Origin of the sequence: Ensifer sp. NM-2 (assembly GCF_003024455.1) — a bacterium.
GTDB classification, from domain to species: Bacteria; Pseudomonadota; Alphaproteobacteria; order Rhizobiales; family Rhizobiaceae; genus Ensifer; species Ensifer canadensis.
Genome location: NZ_PVZR01000006.1, coordinates 83,985 through 102,889 on the forward strand (window position 1 = coordinate 83,985; position 18,905 = coordinate 102,889).

Sequence of the window (18,905 nt, forward strand, 5' to 3'; positions counted from 1 at the left end):
GGTGACCACCGGGGGAATGACGCATCTAGCGCTGCTCATCTCCCGCCGCCACCGATCACAGGCCGGCATAGGGATCTGCCAGCGCCGCGTCCGGTCGGCTAATGGGGTATTTAGTTCCCGAGATCTTGGCGGCCAGCTTTTCAGCGCCGTTTTTCTCAAGCAGCGTCCGGAAGCTTGGATGCATGCCGCCATCGACATAGGAATTCACCGGAGCGGGCGTCTGATTGGCGACCATGCCCGCGACCTTGGCGTCTTCCGTTTGCAGCCTTGCCATCAGCCCGGCGTCCGATGTTGCCGTGGTCGCAGGGCAGGCGCCAAGCGGGTCGGTCGGCTCGCCGTTGGCAAAGTCGGTGTTGAAGACGTAACGACCGCCACAGACCGAAACCTTCGGCTGGCGCTTCGTCGCTTCAAAAATGTCGTAGCCTTGTTTGATGTTCTTCCAGAAATTGAAGTTCGGGTCACCGCTGTTCCGCGCCATATTCGTTGCCGTCATGCGGAACGGATAGGCCTGCACCTGGAATTGCCCCTGACCGCCGGCAAGCGCGCGCTGGACGACGGGATAGATTTCTCCGACCCCCTGGTCCGTCAGCGCGTAGCAACCGGATGACGAACAGGCACCATGCACCATCAGCGCCTCACCGGTGTAGCCGAGAGCCTGCTCGAGCCGGTTGGGGTAGCCGAGATTGAACGACAGATAGAATTGCGACTTCGGATTCAGCATGCGGGCGGACACGTGGTAAAACCCTTCCGGCGCCTGGCGGTCGCCCGCCTTGGTCTTCGGCCCGAGCTTTCCAGACCAACGGCACATCGGATAGGTTTTGAGGAGCGCATACTGCCCGGATTTGTTCTGTTTCCAGATCTCGAGTTCGCTTTCCTGCTTGAAGATGCGAACGAGCACCGGGCTTTCCGGCTTGGAGCCGTTCTTGGCCATGGCGCCGATCAGCTTCGCCGGGATCGGCGGGGGCGCACGAACTTCGTCAAAGGCCGACATGCAGCCGGAAAGGGCGATGGCGATCGTCGCGGCCATGGCGGCGCGCAGGGCGGGCTTCGTCTTGCCCAGGAATTCGCCGGCGTTTGCGGGCGAAAGGGAAAGAAGGTGTCTCGTTATGCGCCGCATGCGGGCTCCTTGAAATGGCGACCGGACCATAAAACCTCTAGCGGCTTTAGCTGCAAGCGCTTGCCGCTGGCTTTCGTCTGTCGGCAGTTCAATAAAACTTGAACGCCGGACATCCCCACTGCTCACCAGCCTTGGCATGTGATGGTAAATTTTGTCCAAACAGCGGCATCACGTGCGCGTTACTCGCGAACGCAGGTTCGCGCTACTCCCGAACCTGGTTTCGCGGCTGTTGGTCGGCGCCCGCGCGCTAGGCCGCTCTGTTGAGCGAAGATGCCATGGCGCGCAGGATCACGACGGACGAGGCGGCTCCGGGATCGACATGGCCAAGCGAGCGCTCGCGCACCCTTGCGGCGCGTCCCTTTGTAGCGATCATCGAGCGCGTCGCATTGGCGCCGGCCTCGGCCGAGGCGACAACGTCTCGCCAGAAACCGTCAGCTCCCTTGTTGTCTGCAAGCGCTGCTGCGGCGGCATCGGCTGCCGGCAGCCAGGCGTCGAGCATCGTCTTGTCGCCGCGTTGCCCCTTGCCGCGCTCGCGCATCCCCGAACCCATGGCATCGATGATGGCGGCGCAGGTGGCGAGATCGAGCTCCGTCTTGCCGGCGACGGCTTGTGCGGCGCGGCGAAAGGCCGTGGCATAGAGCGGTCCGGTCGAGGCGCCGACGGCATTGAGGAAAGCGCCCGCCGCCGTCGCCATGACGTCGGAGATCTGGGCATGGTCGAGGTCGAGCTTGGCCAGTTCGGCCTTCACCGCCAGGAAGCCGAGTGACATCGTCGTGCCGTGATCGGCATCGCCGATGGCGCCGTCGAGTTCCGACAGATGATCCTTTTCGGCTTCGACAGCCTCGGAGATCGCCTGAAACATGCTGACCAAGCGGCGCGCCGCACTTTCCGACATCACTGTCCTCCCAGAACGCCCGGTACCCATGCTTGACCATGGGTCCCTGACGGGATGCTAATTGATACGCAGGAAAGCCGTTTCGCAAGGGTGATGCAGCAGATCGGTCAGTTCCTGGTCGAGATGGAGGATCGAGATCGATGCACCGACCATATCGAGAGACGTGCAATAATGGCCGATCCAGTTGGCTTCAATCTCTATGTTCTTGGCGGCAAGGCGCTGCGCAACCCGCCGGTAAAGGATGTAGAGTTCCATCAGCGGCGTCGCGCCGAACGAATTGATGAGCACGGCGACACGATCTCCGGCCGAAGCTTTCATCTCCTTGAAGATGTTGTCCATGATCGCATCGGTGATGTCGTCGGCCGGCTTGATGTGCTCGCGGGTCACGCCGGGCTCGCCGTGGATGCCCATGCCGATTTCCATGTCGTCGGGGCCGATCTCGAAATTGTGGCGTCGGGTCTGCGGCATCGAGCAGGGCTCGAGCGCAACGCCGACCGTATAGGTGCGAAGGTTGGCCTTCCTGGTCACGGCCTCGCAGGCGTCGAGCGAAAGTCCCCGATCGCAGGCCGCACCGGCGATCTTGAAGATGAAGAAATTGCCGGCAACGCCGCGCCGACCCTCGCGATCCTCGATCGGCGAGGAGGCGATATCGTCCGTGGTCAGGACGGTACGGACCTTGATGCCCTTTTCCTCGGCGATCTCGGCTGCCATCTCGAAGTTCATCACGTCACCGGCGTAGTTGCCATAGACGAAAAGCACGCCCTCGCCGCCCGATGCGGCAACCGCACATTGGACGATCGGATCAGGCGGCGGCGAGGAGAAGATGTTGCCGACCGCCACGGCGTCGGCGAGGCCCTTGCCGACATAACCGAGGAAACAGGGTTCATGGCCGGTGCCGCCGCCGATGACGAGGCCGACCTTGCCCGGCCGCGGTCCGGTCTTGGCAACGAGCGCGCGATGCGAACCGTTGATCGGCTCGATATAGTCCCGGTGTGCCCTGACGACGCCGTCGAGCATCTCCTCGACAACCTCATTGGGGTTGTTGAGGAACTTCTTGACGTGGGTGCGGTAGGAGCTGGGCGTCTGGGCAAGCTTCGGCCGCTGCGAGATCCTCGTGTCGAGGCCGGTGACGCCGTCTGCCCTGAGGATGCCGTGACCGGTCGCCGCGTCGGTAATCAGCACGTTGGCGTAACCACCGCGCAGCGCCGCAAGCAGCGCCGGAACCTTGTCGAAGCCGCCGGCAACGGCAATGCGCGTGCCGATCCGGCGTAGCATGTCGAGCGAAATCCCAACTGTCCTGTCGTCGAGTGGTCCCGCGACGGGCCGTCCGCGCTCGTCGATGAACCGTCCGGCGACGACGCCGACGGCGCCGGCTGCGAGATAGTGTTGCAGCGAGACCGATTCGAAGAAACCGCTGGTATGGATGGTCGAGTTAGGGCGCAGCGACGAGATGCCGAAGAGGATGCGGTTCGCCTGTGCCAGCGTGGCGAATTGTTCCTGCAGCAGCGGCTCGTCGAGCAGCATCTGCCGCAATTCCGGCGACTTGACGATCGCCGGCGCGGTTATGCCGACGCAGCGCGCAGAGATCGCACGGGCGATCGAAGCGGCGCAGAGCTCCGGCGTATAGGAGAACGCCGCCGTCGTGCCGCCGGTCGCCTGCACCACGGTCGCGTCCTGGAGCGCATGCACATCGGCATGCTCGCCCACCGACATCACCGTGCGTCCCCAGGAGACCGCCAGCGTGTCGCCGGATTTCACCAGCTTCTGCAACGCCATTGCGCCGGCCACGCCGAGCCGGTCGATCAGCGGCCGGGCGTTGTCGTCGCTTGGAACGACGAGACAGTCGGCGAGGCCGAAATGGCGCTTGAGTTCCTGGGCGATCGTGAGCGACGCAAGACGCGCCGGCTCGAGCGAGATGTTGACGATGCCCTTTTCCCGGGCTTCGGCGAGGTAGCTGTTGACGGTCGCACGCGAGACGCCCATCGCATCGGCGATCTCGCCCTGGGTCATTCCGTCTTCGTAGTAGAGCCAGCAGGCCCAGACATAGGGATCGTCACCATAGCGCAGGGGGATGGCGTCCGACGTATCGGTCGCGCCGCTCCTGCTCGCACCGCCCTTGCGTGGTGAGGATGTCTTCGATGTCATCTGGTTGCGTTCGTTCCCTGTTTTGGTTGGTGAACATGGAAGCAACGTCGTGCTTTTGCAACCTTACTGCACCGTTCCTTAGGTCGGGTCTGATCGAAGTGCAGGTTTATACAGTAGATTTGGAATGTCGCGCATTCAGCCATCTGTGCCGGCCGGCACCAGCAGCTGGTATGACTGTCGTCGCGGTGTGCGATCCCGCTGTTTTTGAGCGGGATCGCACCGGCCTTGGGAGGCGAAGGTGTCTGGCGAAGGCACGGAACCGTGCCGTCGCCTTCGGCAGGGGTTACGTCAGGCGTGCGCGTGCGCCCAGCGAAAGTTCCTTCAGGATGATCGCGCAGGAGGTCGCACCGGCGTCGAGCACGCCGAGCGAGCGCTCGCCGAGCCGGCTGGCGCGGCCGATCTTGGCGACGAGGTCGCGGGTCGATTCGCGGCCAGCTTCGGCTGCGGAAACAAGCGCATTGAGCGCCTCGTCGAACGGTTTGCCGCTCGCGGTCGCACCGTCAAAGGCTTCCACGGCCGGAACGAGCGTGTCGATCAGCGTCTTGTCTCCGACCTTGGCCGAGCCGATCGACTGGATGCCCTCGAGGCCGGCATGCAGCATGAGGCTATAGGTTGCCGCATCGATGGCAGGCACACCGTCGAGCTTTTCGGCGAACTCGGTGAACATCACCCCGTAGAGCGGGCCCATGGATCCGCCGATCTCGGTCATCAGCACGGTTCCGAGCGTATCCAGCGCCTCGGACAAGGTTGCCTCCTTGCCCTTCAGCCGATCGGCGGCCATGCCGAAGCCCTTGGCCATGTTGACGCCGTGGTCGCCGTCGCCAATCTTGCCGTCGATCTCGCTCAGATAGGCGCGGTTCTCGATGATGCGCTCTGCGAGCGACAGCACGATCGCGCCTGAGTTGGCGTTGCTAAACGTCTGCATGATGCGCCTCTTTCGTCACAGGATGGTGGTGCAGCGAACCTCGACGTCGAGGAGCGCCTTGAGTTCGTCGTCGAGCGCCAGCACGGTCAGCGTGGCGCCGACCATTTCCAGCGAGGTGAAGTAGTTGCCGATATAGGTCCGGTAGATGCGAAGACCGCGACCGGTGATTTCCTTCTCGATCGTGTCATTCAGGATATAGAGTTCGTTGAGCGGCGTTGCGCCGAGACCAGAGACCAGCACCGCGACCTCGGTACCTGACGCCAGGTTGTGATCGTCGAGCACGATCTGGCACATGTCCTTGGCGACGTCGTCGGCGGTCTTCAGCGCTTCGACGCGTACGCCCGGTTCGCCGTGATGACCGATACCGACTTCCATCGTGCCGGGCTCGATCTGAAAGTTCGGATGGCCGACCGCCGGAAGCGTGCATGGCCCGAGACCGACGCCGATCGAACGGCAATTGTCGATGGCCTTCTGCGCGGTTACACGCACCTCCTCGAGGCTTGCGCCTTCAGCCGCCTTGGCACCGCCGATCTTCCACATGAAGATTTCGCCGGCCACGCCGCGGCGCTTCTCGCGCTCCTCCGGCGGTGCCGAGCAGACGTCGTCATTGGCAACGACGGTCAGGACGTCGATGCCGTCCTTGGCGGCGAGCTTCATCGCCATCTTCACGTTCATGTTGTCGCCGGCGTAGTTGCCATAGAGGCAGACGACGCCCTTGCCGCCATTCGCTTCACGGATGGCATCATGGAAGCTCTTGGCGGTCGGCGACGAAAAGAGTTCGCCGACGGCGACCGCGTCCAGCATGTTGCGGCCGGTGTAGCCGATGAAGGCAGGTTCGTGGCCGGAACCGCCGCCGGTGACGACGCCGACCTTGCCGGCAACCGGTGCGCCCTTGGCGACGACCACGCGCGGGTTGTCAGCCAGGCGCACGATGTCGGAGTGCGCCTTGACGAAGCCCTTGACGGTGTCCTCGACCACCTCGTCGGGATTGTTGATGAACCTTTGCATGGTGTCTCCTGTAGATGGGGTCGTGCGTCGTCAGAGAATGGTGTAGCCGCCGTCGATCAAGAGATCGGCGCCGTTGATCATGTCGGCTCCCGCCGACGACAGGAACACGGCAGCGGCCGCGATTTCCTCGGGATAGGCGAAACGGCCGGCCGGAATGCGCTTCTTGGCGGCTTCGCCCTTTTCGCCGCTCCAGGCCTTCTTGCCGAGTTCGGTCAGGACGATGGTCGGCGAGATGGTGTTGACGGAGATGCCGTGTTTGCCCCATTCGGCCGCAAAGGTCTTCGACATGCCGATGACGCCGAACTTCGAGGCGCAATAGGCGACATGGTCTTCGATCGCGACGGTACCGGCCTGCGAGGCGAGGTTGATGATCTTGCCGCCCTTGCCGGCGGCGATCATCGCCCGGCCGACGGCCTGGGTGACGAGGAAGCTGCCCTTGAGGTTGATGGCGATGGTCTTGTCCCAGTAGTCGAGCGACAGCTCTTCGGCAGGCGCCAGAAGCGCTACGCCGGCGCTGTTGACGGCGATGTCGATGCCGCCGAAAGCGGCGACCACGCCCGACACGGCCGCATTGACCGAGGCTGGGTCCGAGACGTCGCAGACGAAGGGTCTTGCATCAGCCCCGAGAGCCTCGGCTTTTGTGCGCGCGGCATCCTCGTTGATGTCGAGCACCGCCACTTTCGCGCCCTTGGCGGCAAAGGCGCTGGCAATCGCCGCGCCGATGCCGGAGGCACCGCCGGTGACGAGGGCAACCTTGCCCGTCAGCGGGAAATTGAGGTCGATCTGCGGTGTGGTCTCGGTCATGTCGTTTTCCCTAGGCGGTTGGAAAGCGGGGCGGGCAGGCCGCCCCGCTTGAGTTGGCGATTACTTGCGGGCTTCGAGCAGCTTGTCGACGTTTTCGGTCGTGACCGGCGTCCACGGAACGTTGTATTCCTTGTCCTTGCCGTCGTTGAACGGCATGTCCGGATACTGCGCCCAGATGTCCGACTGTGGCTTGTAGTCACCCTTTTTCGCCTGGAAGATCGCGAGGTCGAGCGCGCCCTGTGCCTGCGCGCGGGCATCCTGCAGGATCGAGGTCATCGTGCCTTCCTTGACGGCCGTCAGGGCATCGGTCACGCCGTCGATGCCGGCAATGGCGAAGTCGTCGACCTTGAGGCCGGCCGACTTGATCGCTTCGATCGCGCCGAGCGCCATCTCGTCGTTCTGGCCGATGACGCCGTTGATCTGGCCTGAATGGGCCGTCAGCCAGTTTTCCATCAGGGTCTGGGCTTCGGCGCGCGACCAGTTGGCCGTCTGCTGCTCGAGAACTTTGACGTCAGGGCACTCGGCAAGCGCCTTCTTGTTGCCCTCGAGGCGGGAGATCTGCGCCGACTGGCCGATCGGGCCTTCGATAATGACGACGTTGCCCTTGCAGCCGATCTTGTCGAGCACGGTCTTGGCTTCCATGTAGCCGGAGACGGTGTCGTCGGAGCCGACATAGGCGGTCAAGAGGTCGGAGTTGACGCGGGTGTTGGATCCGACGACCGGGATCCCGGCATCACGCGCCGCCTGAACGGCGGTTGCGCCGGCCTCGATGTCGATCGGCACGAAGATGATCGCGTTGAACTTCTGCGTGATCATCGTGTTGAACTGTTCCTGCTGGACCAGCGCGTCGTAGCGACCGTCAAACACGGTCAGTTCGACTTCGCCACTCTTGACGGCGGGGTGCTCTTCAAGCGCCGCCGACCAGATCTGCATGAATTCGGCATTGAGTCCGTAGGGCGCTGCACCGATCTTGAGCTTTTCCTGCGCGACGGCTGATGACGCGAAGAGGGCCGTGGCGGAAGCCAGGGCGATCACGAGTTTCTTCATGCTACTCCTCCATATTGTGGTTTCCGCGACCTTCATGGCGCACGGATTGGTTCATGGCAGCCGCTCGGCGGCCAATCTCTTAGGGGTCAAAGACCCTGATTGCGTTTCTGGTCGAGCATCACGGCGCCGACGATCAGCGCGCCCTTGAGGACCTGCTGGTAGTAGGATTGGATGCCCATCAGATCGAGGCCGTTGTTCATTACGCCGATGATCAGCGCGCCGATCAGCGTTCCCGTCACCCGGCCGACGCCGCCCGAAAGGCTGGTGCCGCCGATCACGACCGCGGCGATTGCGTCGAGTTCATAGGCGATGCCGGCCTGCGGCAGGGCCGAGCCCGTCCTGGCAGAGAGCATCATGCCTGCAAGGCCCGAAAGACCGCCGGAAATGACGTAGACGAGGAAGCGAATGCGAGTGACATTGATGCCCGAGGTTTTGGCCGCATGCGGGTTGCCGCCGACGGCGTAGATGTAGCGGCCGAAGCGCGTGCGGGTCAGGATCCACCAGGAGGCCAGGAAGACGATCGCCAGCAGGATGACCGGCATCGGGATGCCGAGGATGTTGCCCGTTCCGATCCAACGGAATTCCGGCGTCAGCGCCGGCACCGGCTTGCCGCCGCCATAGATCAGCGTCGTGCCGCGCGCCGCAGACAGCATGCCGAGCGTGGCGACGAAGGCCGGAACAGAGAAGCGCGAGACGATGAAGCCGACGATGATACCGCAGGCGACGCCGACGAGAATGCCGATCGCCAATGCGATGAAGAAAGGGTAGGGCGCGCCGGCGATGCCTGCCGTCGCCGAGGTCGTCGCGAAGCTGGCGCTCACCATGCCGGCAAGGGCCACGACCGAGCCGACGGAAAGATCGATGCCGCGCGTCAGGATGACGAAGGTCATGCCGATGGCGAGCACGCCGTTGATCGACGTCTGCAGCAGCACGTTCGAAATGTTGCCCGGCGTCAGGAAATATTCGTTGGAGAGCGAAAGGATGAACGCCAACAGCAGGAAGGCGAGAAAGATGCCGTATTCCTGGATCATCGTGCCGCGGTTTTCGGCATTGAACCAGCTGCTGGACGATTTGTTTTCGATATTGGACACGGTTCTCAGGCCCCTTTGATGTCGGACAAGCGCTTCTGGCGTCGATCTCGCGGGTGGTTCAGGTCGACAGGTGGACGAGCGAACGGGCGTCGGTCGCCCGGCGGTCATAGATGCCGGCGGATTTTCCCTGGCGCATGACCAGGATGCGATCGGACATGCCGAGCACCTCGTCGATCTCCGAGGAAATCATGACAACGGTGCCACCGGCCGCGGTGAAGTCGCAGATGATGCGGTAGATTTCGCGCTTGGCACCGACGTCGACGCCGCGGGTCGGCTCATCGAGCAAGAGCAATCTCGGCTGGCGCAGGAACCATTTGCCGAGCACCACCTTCTGCTGGTTTCCGCCCGAAAGGCCCGAGACCGGCATCGTGTCGCGGGCGGCCTTGATGCCGAACCGGGCGATCATCTGGGCGCTTGCCGCGGCCTCGTCCCGGCGCTTCATGACGAAGCTCGGGCTCATCTCCGGGAGGCTTGCAAGGCAGATGTTGCCGCGAACGCTGTCTGCAAGGTTGAGGCCGCTCACTTTCCTGTCTTCGGTGACGAAGGCGATGCCGCTGGCCATCGCGTCGGCTGGCTTGGTGACGTTGACCGGTTCACCTTCGAGCCTGACGTCGCCTTGCGACGGGCGATCGAGGCCGAACAGGCAGTTGAAGATTTCCGTGCGGCCGGAGCCCATCAGCCCGTAGATGCCGAAGATTTCGCCCCTGCGCACCGAAAACGAGATGTCCTCGATTTTGCCCGGCAGCGTCAGGCCCGAAACCTCCAGGCCGATCTCGTCGGTCGGGTCGTTGGTCTTGATATATTCTTCGCCAAGTTCGCGCCCGACAATCATCTTGATCAGGCCCGGGCGGTCGATATCGGCGAGCAGGCCGCTGCCGACATAGCCGCCATCGCGAAAGACAGTGTAGCTGTCGGCAATCTGGAAGATCTCCGACAGCCGGTGCGAGACGTAGACGACGCCCTTGCCTTCGGCCTTGAGGCGGGCAACCGCAGCGAAGAGGTGCTGAGCTTCCTTCTCGCCGATCGCCGATGTCGGCTCGTCCATGAAGATGACTTCGGCTTCATGGCTGAAAGCCTTGGCGATCTCGACCAGCTGCATCTGCGCAACCGAAAGGGTCATCATCGTCTGGGTTGCACGGATGCCGAATTCGAGCCGATCCAGCAGTTGCTGGGCATCCCGGTTCATCTTCTTGAAGTCGATGCCGCCGAAGCGCCCCGAGGGCTCGCGGCCGAGATAGATGTTTTCGGCGACCGTCATATGCGGGACGGGGCTCAGTTCCTGCTCGATGATGGCGATGCCGGAGGCGAGCGCTTCGGCGGGGTTGCCGTAGTGCACTTCCTTGCCGCGGCGCCAGATTGTGCCACCGTCGCGCTGCTGGATGCCCATCAGGATCGACAGAAACGTCGACTTTCCGGCGCCATTGCCGCCGCAAAGCGCATGAACGGAGCCGGCTTGAAGCTCCAGGCGGCCGTCGCGCAATGCAGCAACGCCCCCGAATGATTTCTTCAGCCCTTCAACCTTCAAAAGCGGTTGCATGGTGTCCTCCCACGCTGCGATGGCGATTTTGCCACCATCGAGTTCGACAAAAATCACACGATGATCGACATCTGTCAATATCAGCTTTTTACTTTTGATTTTTTCAATCGTCTTTTGTCAAATGGCAGTGCCTGTCTTGAGCCCAATTGACATGAGTCAATGCGATGACCTGCTCCTTCGCGTCTGCTTTAGCGATCCGTTTACGCCGCGGTGACGGTTCCCCGCGCCAGGCCTATTCCCGGTTGTGTTTGGGTGACCGCGGTCTATTGTCGTGGGATGCATTTGAAGGTGGGACGCTGATATGGAAAAAGCCCGGAAGAATTGGCTCGTGATCGGTCTGGTCGTTCTTGCGCTGGCGGGCGGCTACTACGCCTGGCAGAATCTGGATCGCAATGCGCTACCCGCCGGGATCGCCAGCGGCAACGGACGCATCGAGGCGGTCGAGATCGATATCTCGACGAAAACGCCGGGCAGAATCAAAGAGATCATGGTGGACGAGGGGGACTTCGTCACTGCCGGTCAGGTGCTTGCCCAGATGGATACGGTCCAACTGGAGGCCCATAAACGGCAGGCGGAAGCACAGGAGAGGCGCGCCGTCATCGGCGTCGAAGCGGCAAAGAACCTTGTGACCCAGCGCGAGGCGGAAAAGGCGGCAGCCGACGCCGTTCTGGCACAACGCCGGGCACAACTGGACGCTGCCGAGCGGCGGCTCGCCCGTTCCGAGCAGCTCGTCAAGACGAGCACGGTTTCACAGCAGGTGCTCGACGACGACCGGGCGACGGCAGAGGGGGCAAGAGCTGCCGCCAGTGCCGCGGAAGCCTCGCTCGCCGCGTCGAATGCGGCGATCAATTCGGCGAAATCCCAGGTCGTCGATGCCGAAGCCTCGGTCGAGGCAGCCAAGGCATCGGTCGAAAGCATCGTCGCAGACATCAACGACAGCACTCTGGTCTCGCCGCGTGATGGCCGCATCCAATATCGTGTCGTCCAGCCCGGCGAAGTGTTGGCGGCGGGCGGCCGTGTGCTCAATCTCGTCGATCTCGGCGATGTCTACATGACATTCTTCCTGCCGACGGATCAGGCGGGGCGTCTATCGATCGGCAGCGAGGTCCGTCTCGTGCTGGATGCAGCGCCGCAGTACATCATTCCCGCCAAGGTTTCCTATGTCGCCGATGTCGCGCAGTTCACGCCGAAGACGGTCGAGACGGCCGAGGAGCGGCAGAAGCTGACGTTCCGCATCAAGGCGCAGATCCCCAAGGAACTCCTGAAGAAGTATATCCGCATGGTGAAAACCGGTCTTCCGGGCGTTGCCTATGTGAAGGTCGACCCCAATGCTGAGTGGCCGGCGAGCCAGACCGGCACGCTGGTGCAGTGATGGCGGATCCCGACCGGGCCGGCCTGCCGCCGGCGGAGCCCGTGGTTCGCCTGAGCGCCGTCACGCTTTCCTATGGGAAGACGAAGGCGCTGGACGACGTGACGCTCGATATACCCTCGGGCTGCATGGCCGGCCTGATCGGGCCGGACGGGGTGGGAAAATCGAGCCTGCTCTCTCTCGTCGCCGGTGCACGCGCCGTGCAGGGCGAACGCGTCGACGTGCTCGGCGGCGACATCGCCGATGCCGGCCACCGGCGCCGCACCTGCCCGCGCATCGCCTATATGCCGCAGGGCCTCGGAAAAAACCTTTATCCGACGCTTTCTGTTTTCGAGAACGTCGATTTCTTCGGCCGTCTGTTCGGCCACGATCGCGAGGAGCGTAAAAAGCGGATCGCAAGCCTGCTCGAAAGCACGGGTCTGGCTCCCTTTGCGGAGCGTCCTGCGGGCAAGCTTTCCGGCGGCATGAAGCAGAAGCTTGGGCTCTGCTGCGCGCTGATCCACGATCCCGATCTCCTGATCCTCGACGAGCCGACCACCGGCGTCGACCCCTTGTCGCGCCGCCAGTTCTGGGAACTGATCGACGACATCCGCACTGAGCGGCCGGGTATGAGCGTCATCGTCGCAACCGCCTATATGGAAGAGGCGGCGCGCTTCGACTGGCTGGTGGCAATGGATGCCGGCCGGGTGCTGGCAACGGGCACGCCCGGTGAACTGCTTGAAAAGACTGGCGTCGACACGCTCGACGCCGCCTTCATCGCCCTGCTTCCCGAGGAGTTGCGGCGCGAGCATCATGACGTCGTCATTCCGCCGCGCCCGGAAGGTGTTGGCGAGGATATCGCCATCGAGGCGAACAACCTCACCATGCGCTTTGGCGATTTCGTCGCGGTCGACAATGTCAGCTTCCGCATCGGCCGCGGTGAGATCTTCGGCTTTCTCGGCTCCAACGGCTGCGGCAAGACGACGACGATGAAGATGCTGACGGGCTTGCTTGCCGCCAGCGAAGGCACGGCAAAGCTGTTCGGCCGCGAGGTTGACCCGCGCGACATGGAGGTCCGCCACCGTGTCGGCTACATGTCGCAGGCCTTCTCGCTCTATACCGAGCTTACGGTTCTGCAGAACCTCGAACTGCACGCCAAGCTTTTCGGCATGGCGGCCGATACCATTCCTGACCGAATCGAGGAACTTGCGGCACGCTTCGACCTCTCAGGCGTGATGGAGGCTTTGCCGGACGCGTTGCCGCTCGGCGTGCGCCAGCGGCTCTCGCTCGCGGTCGCCCTGATCCATTCGCCCGACATCCTCATCCTCGATGAACCGACATCGGGCGTCGATCCCGTGGCGCGTGACAGTTTCTGGCAGATCCTCGTCGACCTCTCCCGCAACGAGCAGGTGACGATCTTTATCTCCACCCATTTCATGAACGAGGCGATGCGCTGCGATCGCATGTCGCTGATGCATGCGGGCAAAGTGCTGGTGAGCGATACGCCCGCCGACATCATGAAGAGCCGCTTGGCAGCGACATTGGAGGAGGCCTTCATCACCTATCTGGAAGAGGCGATCGCCGGGGCGAAGCAGGCGGCTCCCGCGGTAGTTCGGGCAAAGGCCCCCTCGGAGCCGGTCGTCAAGCCTGAGGCCCCAAAGCGGCCCGCCTCGAAATCGGGGTTTTTCGATGTCGGGCGCATGTTCAGCTATACCCGCCGTGAGGCGCTGGAGCTGGTTCGCGATCCGATCCGGGCGACGCTTGCCACCATCGGCACCGTAATCCTGATGTTCGTCATCGGCTACGGCATCAACATGGATGTCGAGGACCTGACCTTCGCGGTGCTTGATCATGACCAGACGACCACCAGCCGCGAATACATTCTCGAGATCGCCGGTTCGCGTTACTTCATCGAGAAGGACCCGATCACCGACTACGCCGACCTCGACCGGCGCATGCGCAACGGCGAACTCAGCCTGGCGATCGAGATCCCGCCGGGTTTTGCCCGCGATGCGGCCCGTGGCGATAAGGTCGAAATCGCCGCCTGGATCGATGGCGCCATGGCCAGCCGGGCCGAAACGGTCAAGGGCTATGTCCAGGGGCTGCATGCCCATTGGCTGACCGGCAAGATCCGCGAACGCTACGGCAATGCGGCAACCACCGGCACCTTCAAGATCGAGACGCGCTTCCGCTACAATCCTGACGTCAAGAGCATCGTCGCCATGGTTCCCGTAGTCATTCCGCTTTTGCTGATGTTGATACCGGCCATGCTGTCGGCGCTCAGTGTCGTGCGCGAGAAGGAACTGGGGTCGATCGTCAATCTCTATGTCTCGCCGGTGACGCGGCTGGAATTCCTGGTCGGCAAACAGATCCCCTATATCGCGCTCGCAATGCTCAACTTTGTTCTGTTGACGGCGTTCGCGATCTTCGTCTTCCGGGTGCCGTTTACCGGCAGCCTCCTGACCTGGACGGTCGCGGGACTGATCTATGTCTCGGCGGCGACGGCGATGGGGCTTGTCATCTCCACCTTCATGTCGAGCCAGATCGCGGCGATCTTCGGCACGGCGATCCTGACGCTCATTCCGGCGATCCAGTATTCCGGCATGATCGATCCGGTCTCGTCGCTTGAAGGGGCAGGCGCATTCATCGGCCAGATCTACCCGACCACGCATTTCATGACGATCGCCCGCGGCACCTTCTCCAAGGCGCTCGGCTTCAGCGATCTTGCCGGCGCCTTCGTGCCGATGCTGATCGCGGTGCCGGTGCTGCTCGCCATCGGCACCCTGTCCCTCAAGAAGCAGGCGAGGTGACGATGCGCCTGTCCCACATCTATCAACTCGGCATCAAGGAACTCTGGGGCCTCTGGCGCGATCCGATCCTGTTGATCCTGATCGTCTATTCCTTCACGCTGTCGGTCTATACCGGCTCGACAGCGATGCCGGAAACGCTCAATCGGGCGGCCGTCGCCATCGTCGACGAAGATCGCTCGCCGGTTTCGACGCGGATCGCCACAGCTTTCTATCCGCCCTATTTCGTGCCCCCACAGATGATCACGCCGGCGGAAATGGACCGGCGTATGGACCAGGGCCTCGACACCTTCGCCCTCGACATTCCACCGAATTTCCAGACGGATCTCTTGGCCGGGCGTTCGCCGACGATCCAGCTCAATGTTGATGCGACGCGCATGAGTCAGGCCTTTTCCGGCAATGGTTACATCCAGCAGATCGTCACCGGGGAGGTCTCAGGCTTCCTCGATCGCCATCGCAGCGAACAGTCACTACCGGTCGATCTTGTTCTTCGTGCGAGGTTCAATGCCGAGCTGAACAAGGGCTGGTTCGGCGCCGTGATGAACGTCATCACCAACATCACCATCCTGTCGATCGTGCTGACAGGTGCTGCCCTCATCCGCGAGCGCGAGCATGGGACGGTGGAGCACCTGCTGGTCATGCCCGTGACCCCGTTCGAAATCATGGTCAGCAAGGTGTGGTCGATGGGACTTGTGGTGCTGTTGGCCTCGGCGGTTTCGCTGGTCTTCATCGTCAAAGGGGTGCTCGCCGTTCCTGTGCAGGGCTCATTCATCCTGTTCCTGCTGGCAACGGCCCTGCAACTCTTCGCCACCACGTCGATGGGCATCCTGCTTGCGACCATCGCCGGCTCCATGCCGCAGTTCGGTCTGCTGCTGATGCTGGTGCTTCTGCCGCTGCAGGCTCTCTCCGGCGGCATGACGCCGCGCGAGAGCATGCCTGAAATCATCCAGACCATCATGCTTGCGGCGCCGAACACCCATTTCGTCATTCTGGCCCAGGCAGTTCTTTTCCGCGATGCAGGGCTGGACGTGGTCTGGCCGCAGCTCCTTGCTTTGCTGGTGATCGGCGCCATTCTCTTTGCCTTCGCCATGCGACGCTTCCGGGCATTCCTGAAATAGCTCATGCGCCACAAGCCTCCAGCCAAGCGACGGAGGATATGCGCGATCTCATCGACGAGATTCCAGCTCATTTCGACATGCATCGGGTGGAAAACTGCCGGCCATGGTGTTGTTCATGGCGGCGATCGCTTCCAAGGGGCGGTCCGGCTCGACGATGCAAACATCGCGGCGATCGAAAAACTCACCGATCTCGCGCCGCTGCATCAGCCGCAAGGCTGACCTATAGGCGCACCAATCACGAGAATTTCCACGTACGCGGCTTCATCGAGGAAGGCACGACCACGATGCCCTTTGACATGACGGTGCTCAACGAGCTCGACCGTTTTCATCTGGCGCTGGAGGCGATCGCCCGGGTTTCGGGGCTGGCGGAAAAGGTAGCGGGTGTCGTCGTCGAACTTCACGGCAAACTTGACGAGCACCATCGATATGTCCGCGAACATGGCGAGGACATACCGGAGATCCAGGGCTGGCGCTGGCCGGGCTGATCTTCTCCGGTGCGGTTTGTGCAGGCCGTTGAAGGCGCTGACGGAGTGCTCTACAGCAATAGACCGGCAACGGCAGTCAAGGCCGATGCAATGGCCGCCATCGTGCGCCAGACAATGCTTGAATTGGGGAAGGGCGGGGGAAAATGGCCGAACGCAAACACGGAGAAGCAGTCCCCGCAACGGAAACCACCCTTGCGGGCGTAGACTGGTACGGTCTGGATATCTCCGACCGTAACCATAGCCGAACGCTTTTCTCGGATCTTGATATGACCGAGGCAACGAGCGCCGGTGCCGTCTTCAAGGAATGCACCTTCCGTCGCGCCAAGTTCAATTGCTCGCGCCATGAGGGCAGCGCCTTCATCAACTGTACCTTTGTCGGCTGCAATTTCTACGACGTCATCTTCAACGACTGCAAATTCGTCGGCAGCATGTTTGACGGCTGCAAGTTCGACGCGATGAGGGTCAAGGGTGGGAACTGGTCCTTCGTCGGATTGCCGGGCGCGGACCTTCGCAGTGCCGTTTTCGCCGACACGGTCATGCGCGAGGCCGACCTCACTGGCGCGCGTTGCGACGGCGGAACGATGAATGGGCTCGACTTGTCGGGTGCCTGGCTTCACAGCGTCAATTTCAGCGGATGTGATCTGCGCGGTAGCGATATAAGTTCAATCGAGCCTGAAACGGTGACGCTGAAGCGCGCCGTCATCACGATCGAGCAGTCGGTGATGATCTGTGAGGCTTTGGGCCTGGTGGTCCGGGCGTCTTAGAGAGCATTTCCAGGAAAAGGGCGAAGCGGTTTTCCGTCAGGGAACGTGCAAGAACAAAGGGATAGAGCGTTTCCAGAATTCCGCCTAAACCGGAAGCGCTCTAAATCGCCTTCCAACGATTTGTGTGTCGATCGGCAGGCAGGCGGAACCTCGTTTAGTTTCGCGGTTCGCCACTCGGCGCATAGACCGTCTTCTGCTTGAAGGCGAAGATATGGCCGCAGCGGCACCGCATCATGTGTTTGGCAGGATCGCTCGACGGGCGCTCCGTCGAAAAGCCCGTTGGCATCTGGTCGATGAGAAAACCACGGGTCCTGCTTTTCGGATCGTCGTTCTCCGAGGCTTCTGCAAAGCCGGACGCCCCACATTTCGAGCATTCCAGTTTTCTCGAATAACGATCTCTCGACACGATTGTCCCAATCCAAAATCAACTCGGCACCCGGACTATAGGAGGCGAGAGGCGCGTTCAAGGCCGTCGACGGAAAACCGCGCTAGGCTGAGGCCGGGTTGACGGCGGCCTGTTGCCGATCAGACAGTATCCTGTCGGCGCCGTATCTCGGCTGCGATGGTCGCCTCGTCCTGCCGGAGCGACAGGCGCCTGGCTGCGGCAAGACCCTGAGTCCAGGTCGACAGCGCGCGCTCCTTGCTGTCGTCCAGCCAATGCGCCAACCCGCACCACAGCCCGTATTGCGCCGTACCCACCGGGAAGACCCGGCAATAGCGCGAAAGCTCATGCAGAACCTGGCGCTCCCAATGACCCCATTGCTCGTACTCGCGCGATAGCCCCTCCTCCCGGCCGCGAAACAGCACTTCGACGCCGGAGATGCCGATCAGCGCGCTGTGGGAGGAGGGCCGACGCATGGCGCGCAGCAGACGAAGCGTGTCGACGGCGGCCTCGACGCTTTCTGCGTGCCTGCCGATGCGGGCGAGCGCCAGCGCCAGCGCACCGCGCGCCGATATCTGTGCGGCAAGATCGACGGAGCCGAGCATGGCCGAGGTGATCAGCCTGAGCACCTCCACCGCCTCGCGCGGTCGATCCATGTGCAGCACGCAGAGCGCCTTGCAGCGCAGGGCCCATATTTCCTGCTGGATGTTCCGGCGTTCTGGGCCCGCGATAAAAGCGTCAGCGCCGCAGGCTCTAACGCGCTCCAATCTCCGCGATAATAGAGCGACCAGAAACGGATGCCCTGCGCATTGCACCAGCGCAGCTGGTCTCCGGCGCTGAGAACGAGCGTCCGAGAACCTCGCCGCCCCGGCTGCAGATCTGTTCGGCGCAGCGGGCGTAGGAGAGCGTGAGCAGTTTCGGGATCTGGTCCAGGCCGTCCTGTCCGCGCCGGGCCAATTGTTCGACGAGGGCCGTGTAGCGCGACACATCCACGAACAGCACCGCGGCCGGAAATGCGACGGCTGCCGGGCGGTCGCCATTGGCGCCGTGGATCCTGCCGAGCAGTTCCAGCGGCAGGAAGCCCTCCAGGAGCGGATCGTTTTTTCCCATGACTTCTTTCTCACGGCTGCAGAACGACGGAGGAAGCGCCGGGGCGCCCAATTCGCTCACACGATGGGGTGAGGAGCCTACTACTTCTGGATTAGTGGTTCCCCTCTCACGTATCTGCAGACTTTCGCATATAATTCACCCGGCGCTAAGAGGGGGCGTCAACCTCAGTCGAAATCAGGACATGGGTCGGAAGGGCCAATGCGGCGCTTTGTGCTCATGTACAACCCAAGGTTAAGTCGATATCTTCTGGCTTCGACGCATGAAATGGATGCGAGCATATTTTGCGGGCGTGGAAAGACCGGAAGAAAGGCGGCTGCGACCG

The 18,905-nt window shown here is 62.5% G+C and carries 17 protein-coding genes and 1 pseudogene; 6 read left to right on the forward strand and 12 right to left on the reverse strand.

Annotation, left to right across the window (positions count from 1 at the left end; all coding sequences use genetic code 11):
* Positions 1-55 precede the first annotated feature (55 nt).
* The 9 genes from C6558_RS14170 to C6558_RS14210 form a co-directional block, all read right to left on the reverse strand.
* Positions 56-1,027, reverse strand: coding sequence for a murein L,D-transpeptidase family protein (locus tag C6558_RS14170; RefSeq protein WP_025429357.1), 972 nt, complete (start codon positions 1,025-1,027; stop codon positions 56-58).
* 337 nt (positions 1,028-1,364) lie between these two features.
* Positions 1,365-2,012 (reverse strand): dihydroxyacetone kinase subunit DhaL, encoded by a 648-nt coding sequence (dhaL, locus tag C6558_RS14175; RefSeq protein WP_107027425.1) that lies wholly within the window; start codon positions 2,010-2,012, stop codon positions 1,365-1,367.
* Positions 2,013-2,069: 57 nt separating this feature from the next.
* On the reverse strand, positions 2,070-4,157 hold the full coding sequence (locus C6558_RS14180) for a bifunctional sugar-binding transcriptional regulator/dihydroxyacetone kinase subunit DhaK (protein WP_081788964.1): 2,088 nt from the start codon (positions 4,155-4,157) through the stop codon (positions 2,070-2,072).
* Between the two features lie 283 nt (positions 4,158-4,440).
* On the reverse strand, positions 4,441-5,082 hold the full coding sequence (dhaL, locus tag C6558_RS14185; protein ID WP_057222808.1) for a dihydroxyacetone kinase subunit DhaL: 642 nt from the start codon (positions 5,080-5,082) through the stop codon (positions 4,441-4,443).
* 15 nt (positions 5,083-5,097) lie between these two features.
* The gene (locus C6558_RS14190; protein WP_057222809.1) at positions 5,098-6,090 is read right to left on the reverse strand and encodes a dihydroxyacetone kinase subunit DhaK; all 993 of its coding nucleotides are present in this window, start codon (positions 6,088-6,090) and stop codon (positions 5,098-5,100) included.
* 30 nt (positions 6,091-6,120) lie between these two features.
* On the reverse strand, positions 6,121-6,894 hold the full coding sequence (locus C6558_RS14195) for an SDR family oxidoreductase (RefSeq protein ID WP_057222810.1): 774 nt from the start codon (positions 6,892-6,894) through the stop codon (positions 6,121-6,123).
* A 60-nt stretch (positions 6,895-6,954) separates the two neighbouring features.
* Positions 6,955-7,941, reverse strand: a complete 987-nt coding sequence (locus C6558_RS14200) for a substrate-binding domain-containing protein (protein WP_057222811.1) — start codon at positions 7,939-7,941, stop codon at positions 6,955-6,957.
* 86 nt (positions 7,942-8,027) lie between these two features.
* Positions 8,028-9,032 (reverse strand): ABC transporter permease, encoded by a 1,005-nt coding sequence (locus tag C6558_RS14205; RefSeq protein WP_057222812.1) that lies wholly within the window; start codon positions 9,030-9,032, stop codon positions 8,028-8,030.
* Positions 9,033-9,090: 58 nt separating this feature from the next.
* The gene (locus C6558_RS14210) at positions 9,091-10,569 is read right to left on the reverse strand and encodes a sugar ABC transporter ATP-binding protein (protein WP_057210108.1); all 1,479 of its coding nucleotides are present in this window, start codon (positions 10,567-10,569) and stop codon (positions 9,091-9,093) included.
* 301 nt (positions 10,570-10,870) lie between these two features.
* Between C6558_RS14210 and C6558_RS14215 the strand changes: the two genes are divergently transcribed.
* The 6 genes and pseudogenes from C6558_RS14215 (at position 10,871) to C6558_RS14235 (ending at position 17,091) form a co-directional block, all read left to right on the forward strand.
* Entirely contained in the window at positions 10,871-11,941 is a 1,071-nt protein-coding gene (locus C6558_RS14215; RefSeq protein WP_057222813.1) for an HlyD family secretion protein, read from the forward strand.
* Positions 11,941-14,727: a ribosome-associated ATPase/putative transporter RbbA gene (gene rbbA / locus C6558_RS14220; RefSeq protein ID WP_107027426.1), complete on the forward strand. Its 2,787-nt coding sequence runs from the start codon at positions 11,941-11,943 to the stop codon at positions 14,725-14,727. Before C6558_RS14215 ends, rbbA begins: the two co-directional genes overlap by 1 nt.
* 2 nt (positions 14,728-14,729) lie before the next feature.
* Positions 14,730-15,842 carry an ABC transporter permease gene (locus C6558_RS14225; RefSeq protein ID WP_057209922.1) on the forward strand — a complete coding sequence of 371 codons (1,113 nt, stop codon included), beginning with the start codon at positions 14,730-14,732 and terminating at the stop codon, positions 15,840-15,842.
* A gap of 3 nt (positions 15,843-15,845) precedes the next feature.
* Positions 15,846-16,061 (forward strand): hypothetical protein, encoded by a 216-nt coding sequence (locus C6558_RS40780; RefSeq protein ID WP_057222815.1) that lies wholly within the window; start codon positions 15,846-15,848, stop codon positions 16,059-16,061.
* A pseudogene (locus tag C6558_RS40785) lies at positions 16,055-16,327 on the forward strand (phosphoketolase); the annotation flags it as partial. The gene C6558_RS40780 and the pseudogene C6558_RS40785, both read left to right, overlap by 7 nt.
* Positions 16,328-16,470: 143 nt before the next feature.
* Positions 16,471-17,091: a pentapeptide repeat-containing protein gene (locus C6558_RS14235; protein ID WP_057222817.1), complete on the forward strand. Its 621-nt coding sequence runs from the start codon at positions 16,471-16,473 to the stop codon at positions 17,089-17,091.
* 154 nt (positions 17,092-17,245) lie between these two features.
* Here C6558_RS14235 and C6558_RS40790 read toward each other — a convergent pair whose 3' ends face one another.
* From C6558_RS40790 to C6558_RS14250, 3 genes are all read right to left on the reverse strand, one after another.
* Positions 17,246-17,500: a hypothetical protein gene (locus C6558_RS40790; protein ID WP_057222818.1), complete on the reverse strand. Its 255-nt coding sequence runs from the start codon at positions 17,498-17,500 to the stop codon at positions 17,246-17,248.
* Between the two features lie 116 nt (positions 17,501-17,616).
* Entirely contained in the window at positions 17,617-18,138 is a 522-nt protein-coding gene (locus C6558_RS14245; RefSeq protein WP_057212808.1) for a hypothetical protein, read from the reverse strand.
* Between the two features lie 88 nt (positions 18,139-18,226).
* A complete protein-coding gene (locus C6558_RS14250; RefSeq protein WP_057222819.1) occupies positions 18,227-18,583 on the reverse strand; it encodes a hypothetical protein in 357 nt (118 codons plus the stop codon).
* Positions 18,584-18,905 lie beyond the last annotated feature (322 nt).

What these genes read in the sequence shown, in the direction of transcription:
- C6558_RS14180 (WP_081788964.1), bottom strand. Translation starts at nt 4,157, where the DNA reads ATGACATCGAAGACATCCTCACCACGCAAGGGCGGTGCGAGCAGGAGC.
- C6558_RS14195 (WP_057222810.1), bottom strand. Translation starts at nt 6,894, where the DNA reads ATGACCGAGACCACACCGCAGATCGACCTCAATTTCCCGCTGACGGGC.
- dhaL (WP_057222808.1), bottom strand. Translation starts at nt 5,082, where the DNA reads ATGCAGACGTTTAGCAACGCCAACTCAGGCGCGATCGTGCTGTCGCTC.
- rbbA (WP_107027426.1), top strand. Translation starts at nt 11,941, where the DNA reads ATGGCGGATCCCGACCGGGCCGGCCTGCCGCCGGCGGAGCCCGTGGTT.
- C6558_RS14210 (WP_057210108.1), bottom strand. Translation starts at nt 10,569, where the DNA reads ATGCAACCGCTTTTGAAGGTTGAAGGGCTGAAGAAATCATTCGGGGGC.
- dhaL (WP_107027425.1), bottom strand. Translation starts at nt 2,012, where the DNA reads ATGTCGGAAAGTGCGGCGCGCCGCTTGGTCAGCATGTTTCAGGCGATC.
- C6558_RS14200 (WP_057222811.1), bottom strand. Translation starts at nt 7,941, where the DNA reads ATGAAGAAACTCGTGATCGCCCTGGCTTCCGCCACGGCCCTCTTCGCG.
- C6558_RS40780 (WP_057222815.1), top strand. Translation starts at nt 15,846, where the DNA reads ATGCGCCACAAGCCTCCAGCCAAGCGACGGAGGATATGCGCGATCTCA.
- C6558_RS14190 (WP_057222809.1), bottom strand. Translation starts at nt 6,090, where the DNA reads ATGCAAAGGTTCATCAACAATCCCGACGAGGTGGTCGAGGACACCGTC.
- C6558_RS14170 (WP_025429357.1), bottom strand. Translation starts at nt 1,027, where the DNA reads ATGGCCGCGACGATCGCCATCGCCCTTTCCGGCTGCATGTCGGCCTTT.
- C6558_RS14250 (WP_057222819.1), bottom strand. Translation starts at nt 18,583, where the DNA reads ATGGGAAAAAACGATCCGCTCCTGGAGGGCTTCCTGCCGCTGGAACTG.
- C6558_RS14225 (WP_057209922.1), top strand. Translation starts at nt 14,730, where the DNA reads ATGCGCCTGTCCCACATCTATCAACTCGGCATCAAGGAACTCTGGGGC.
- C6558_RS14215 (WP_057222813.1), top strand. Translation starts at nt 10,871, where the DNA reads ATGGAAAAAGCCCGGAAGAATTGGCTCGTGATCGGTCTGGTCGTTCTT.
- C6558_RS14235 (WP_057222817.1), top strand. Translation starts at nt 16,471, where the DNA reads ATGGCCGAACGCAAACACGGAGAAGCAGTCCCCGCAACGGAAACCACC.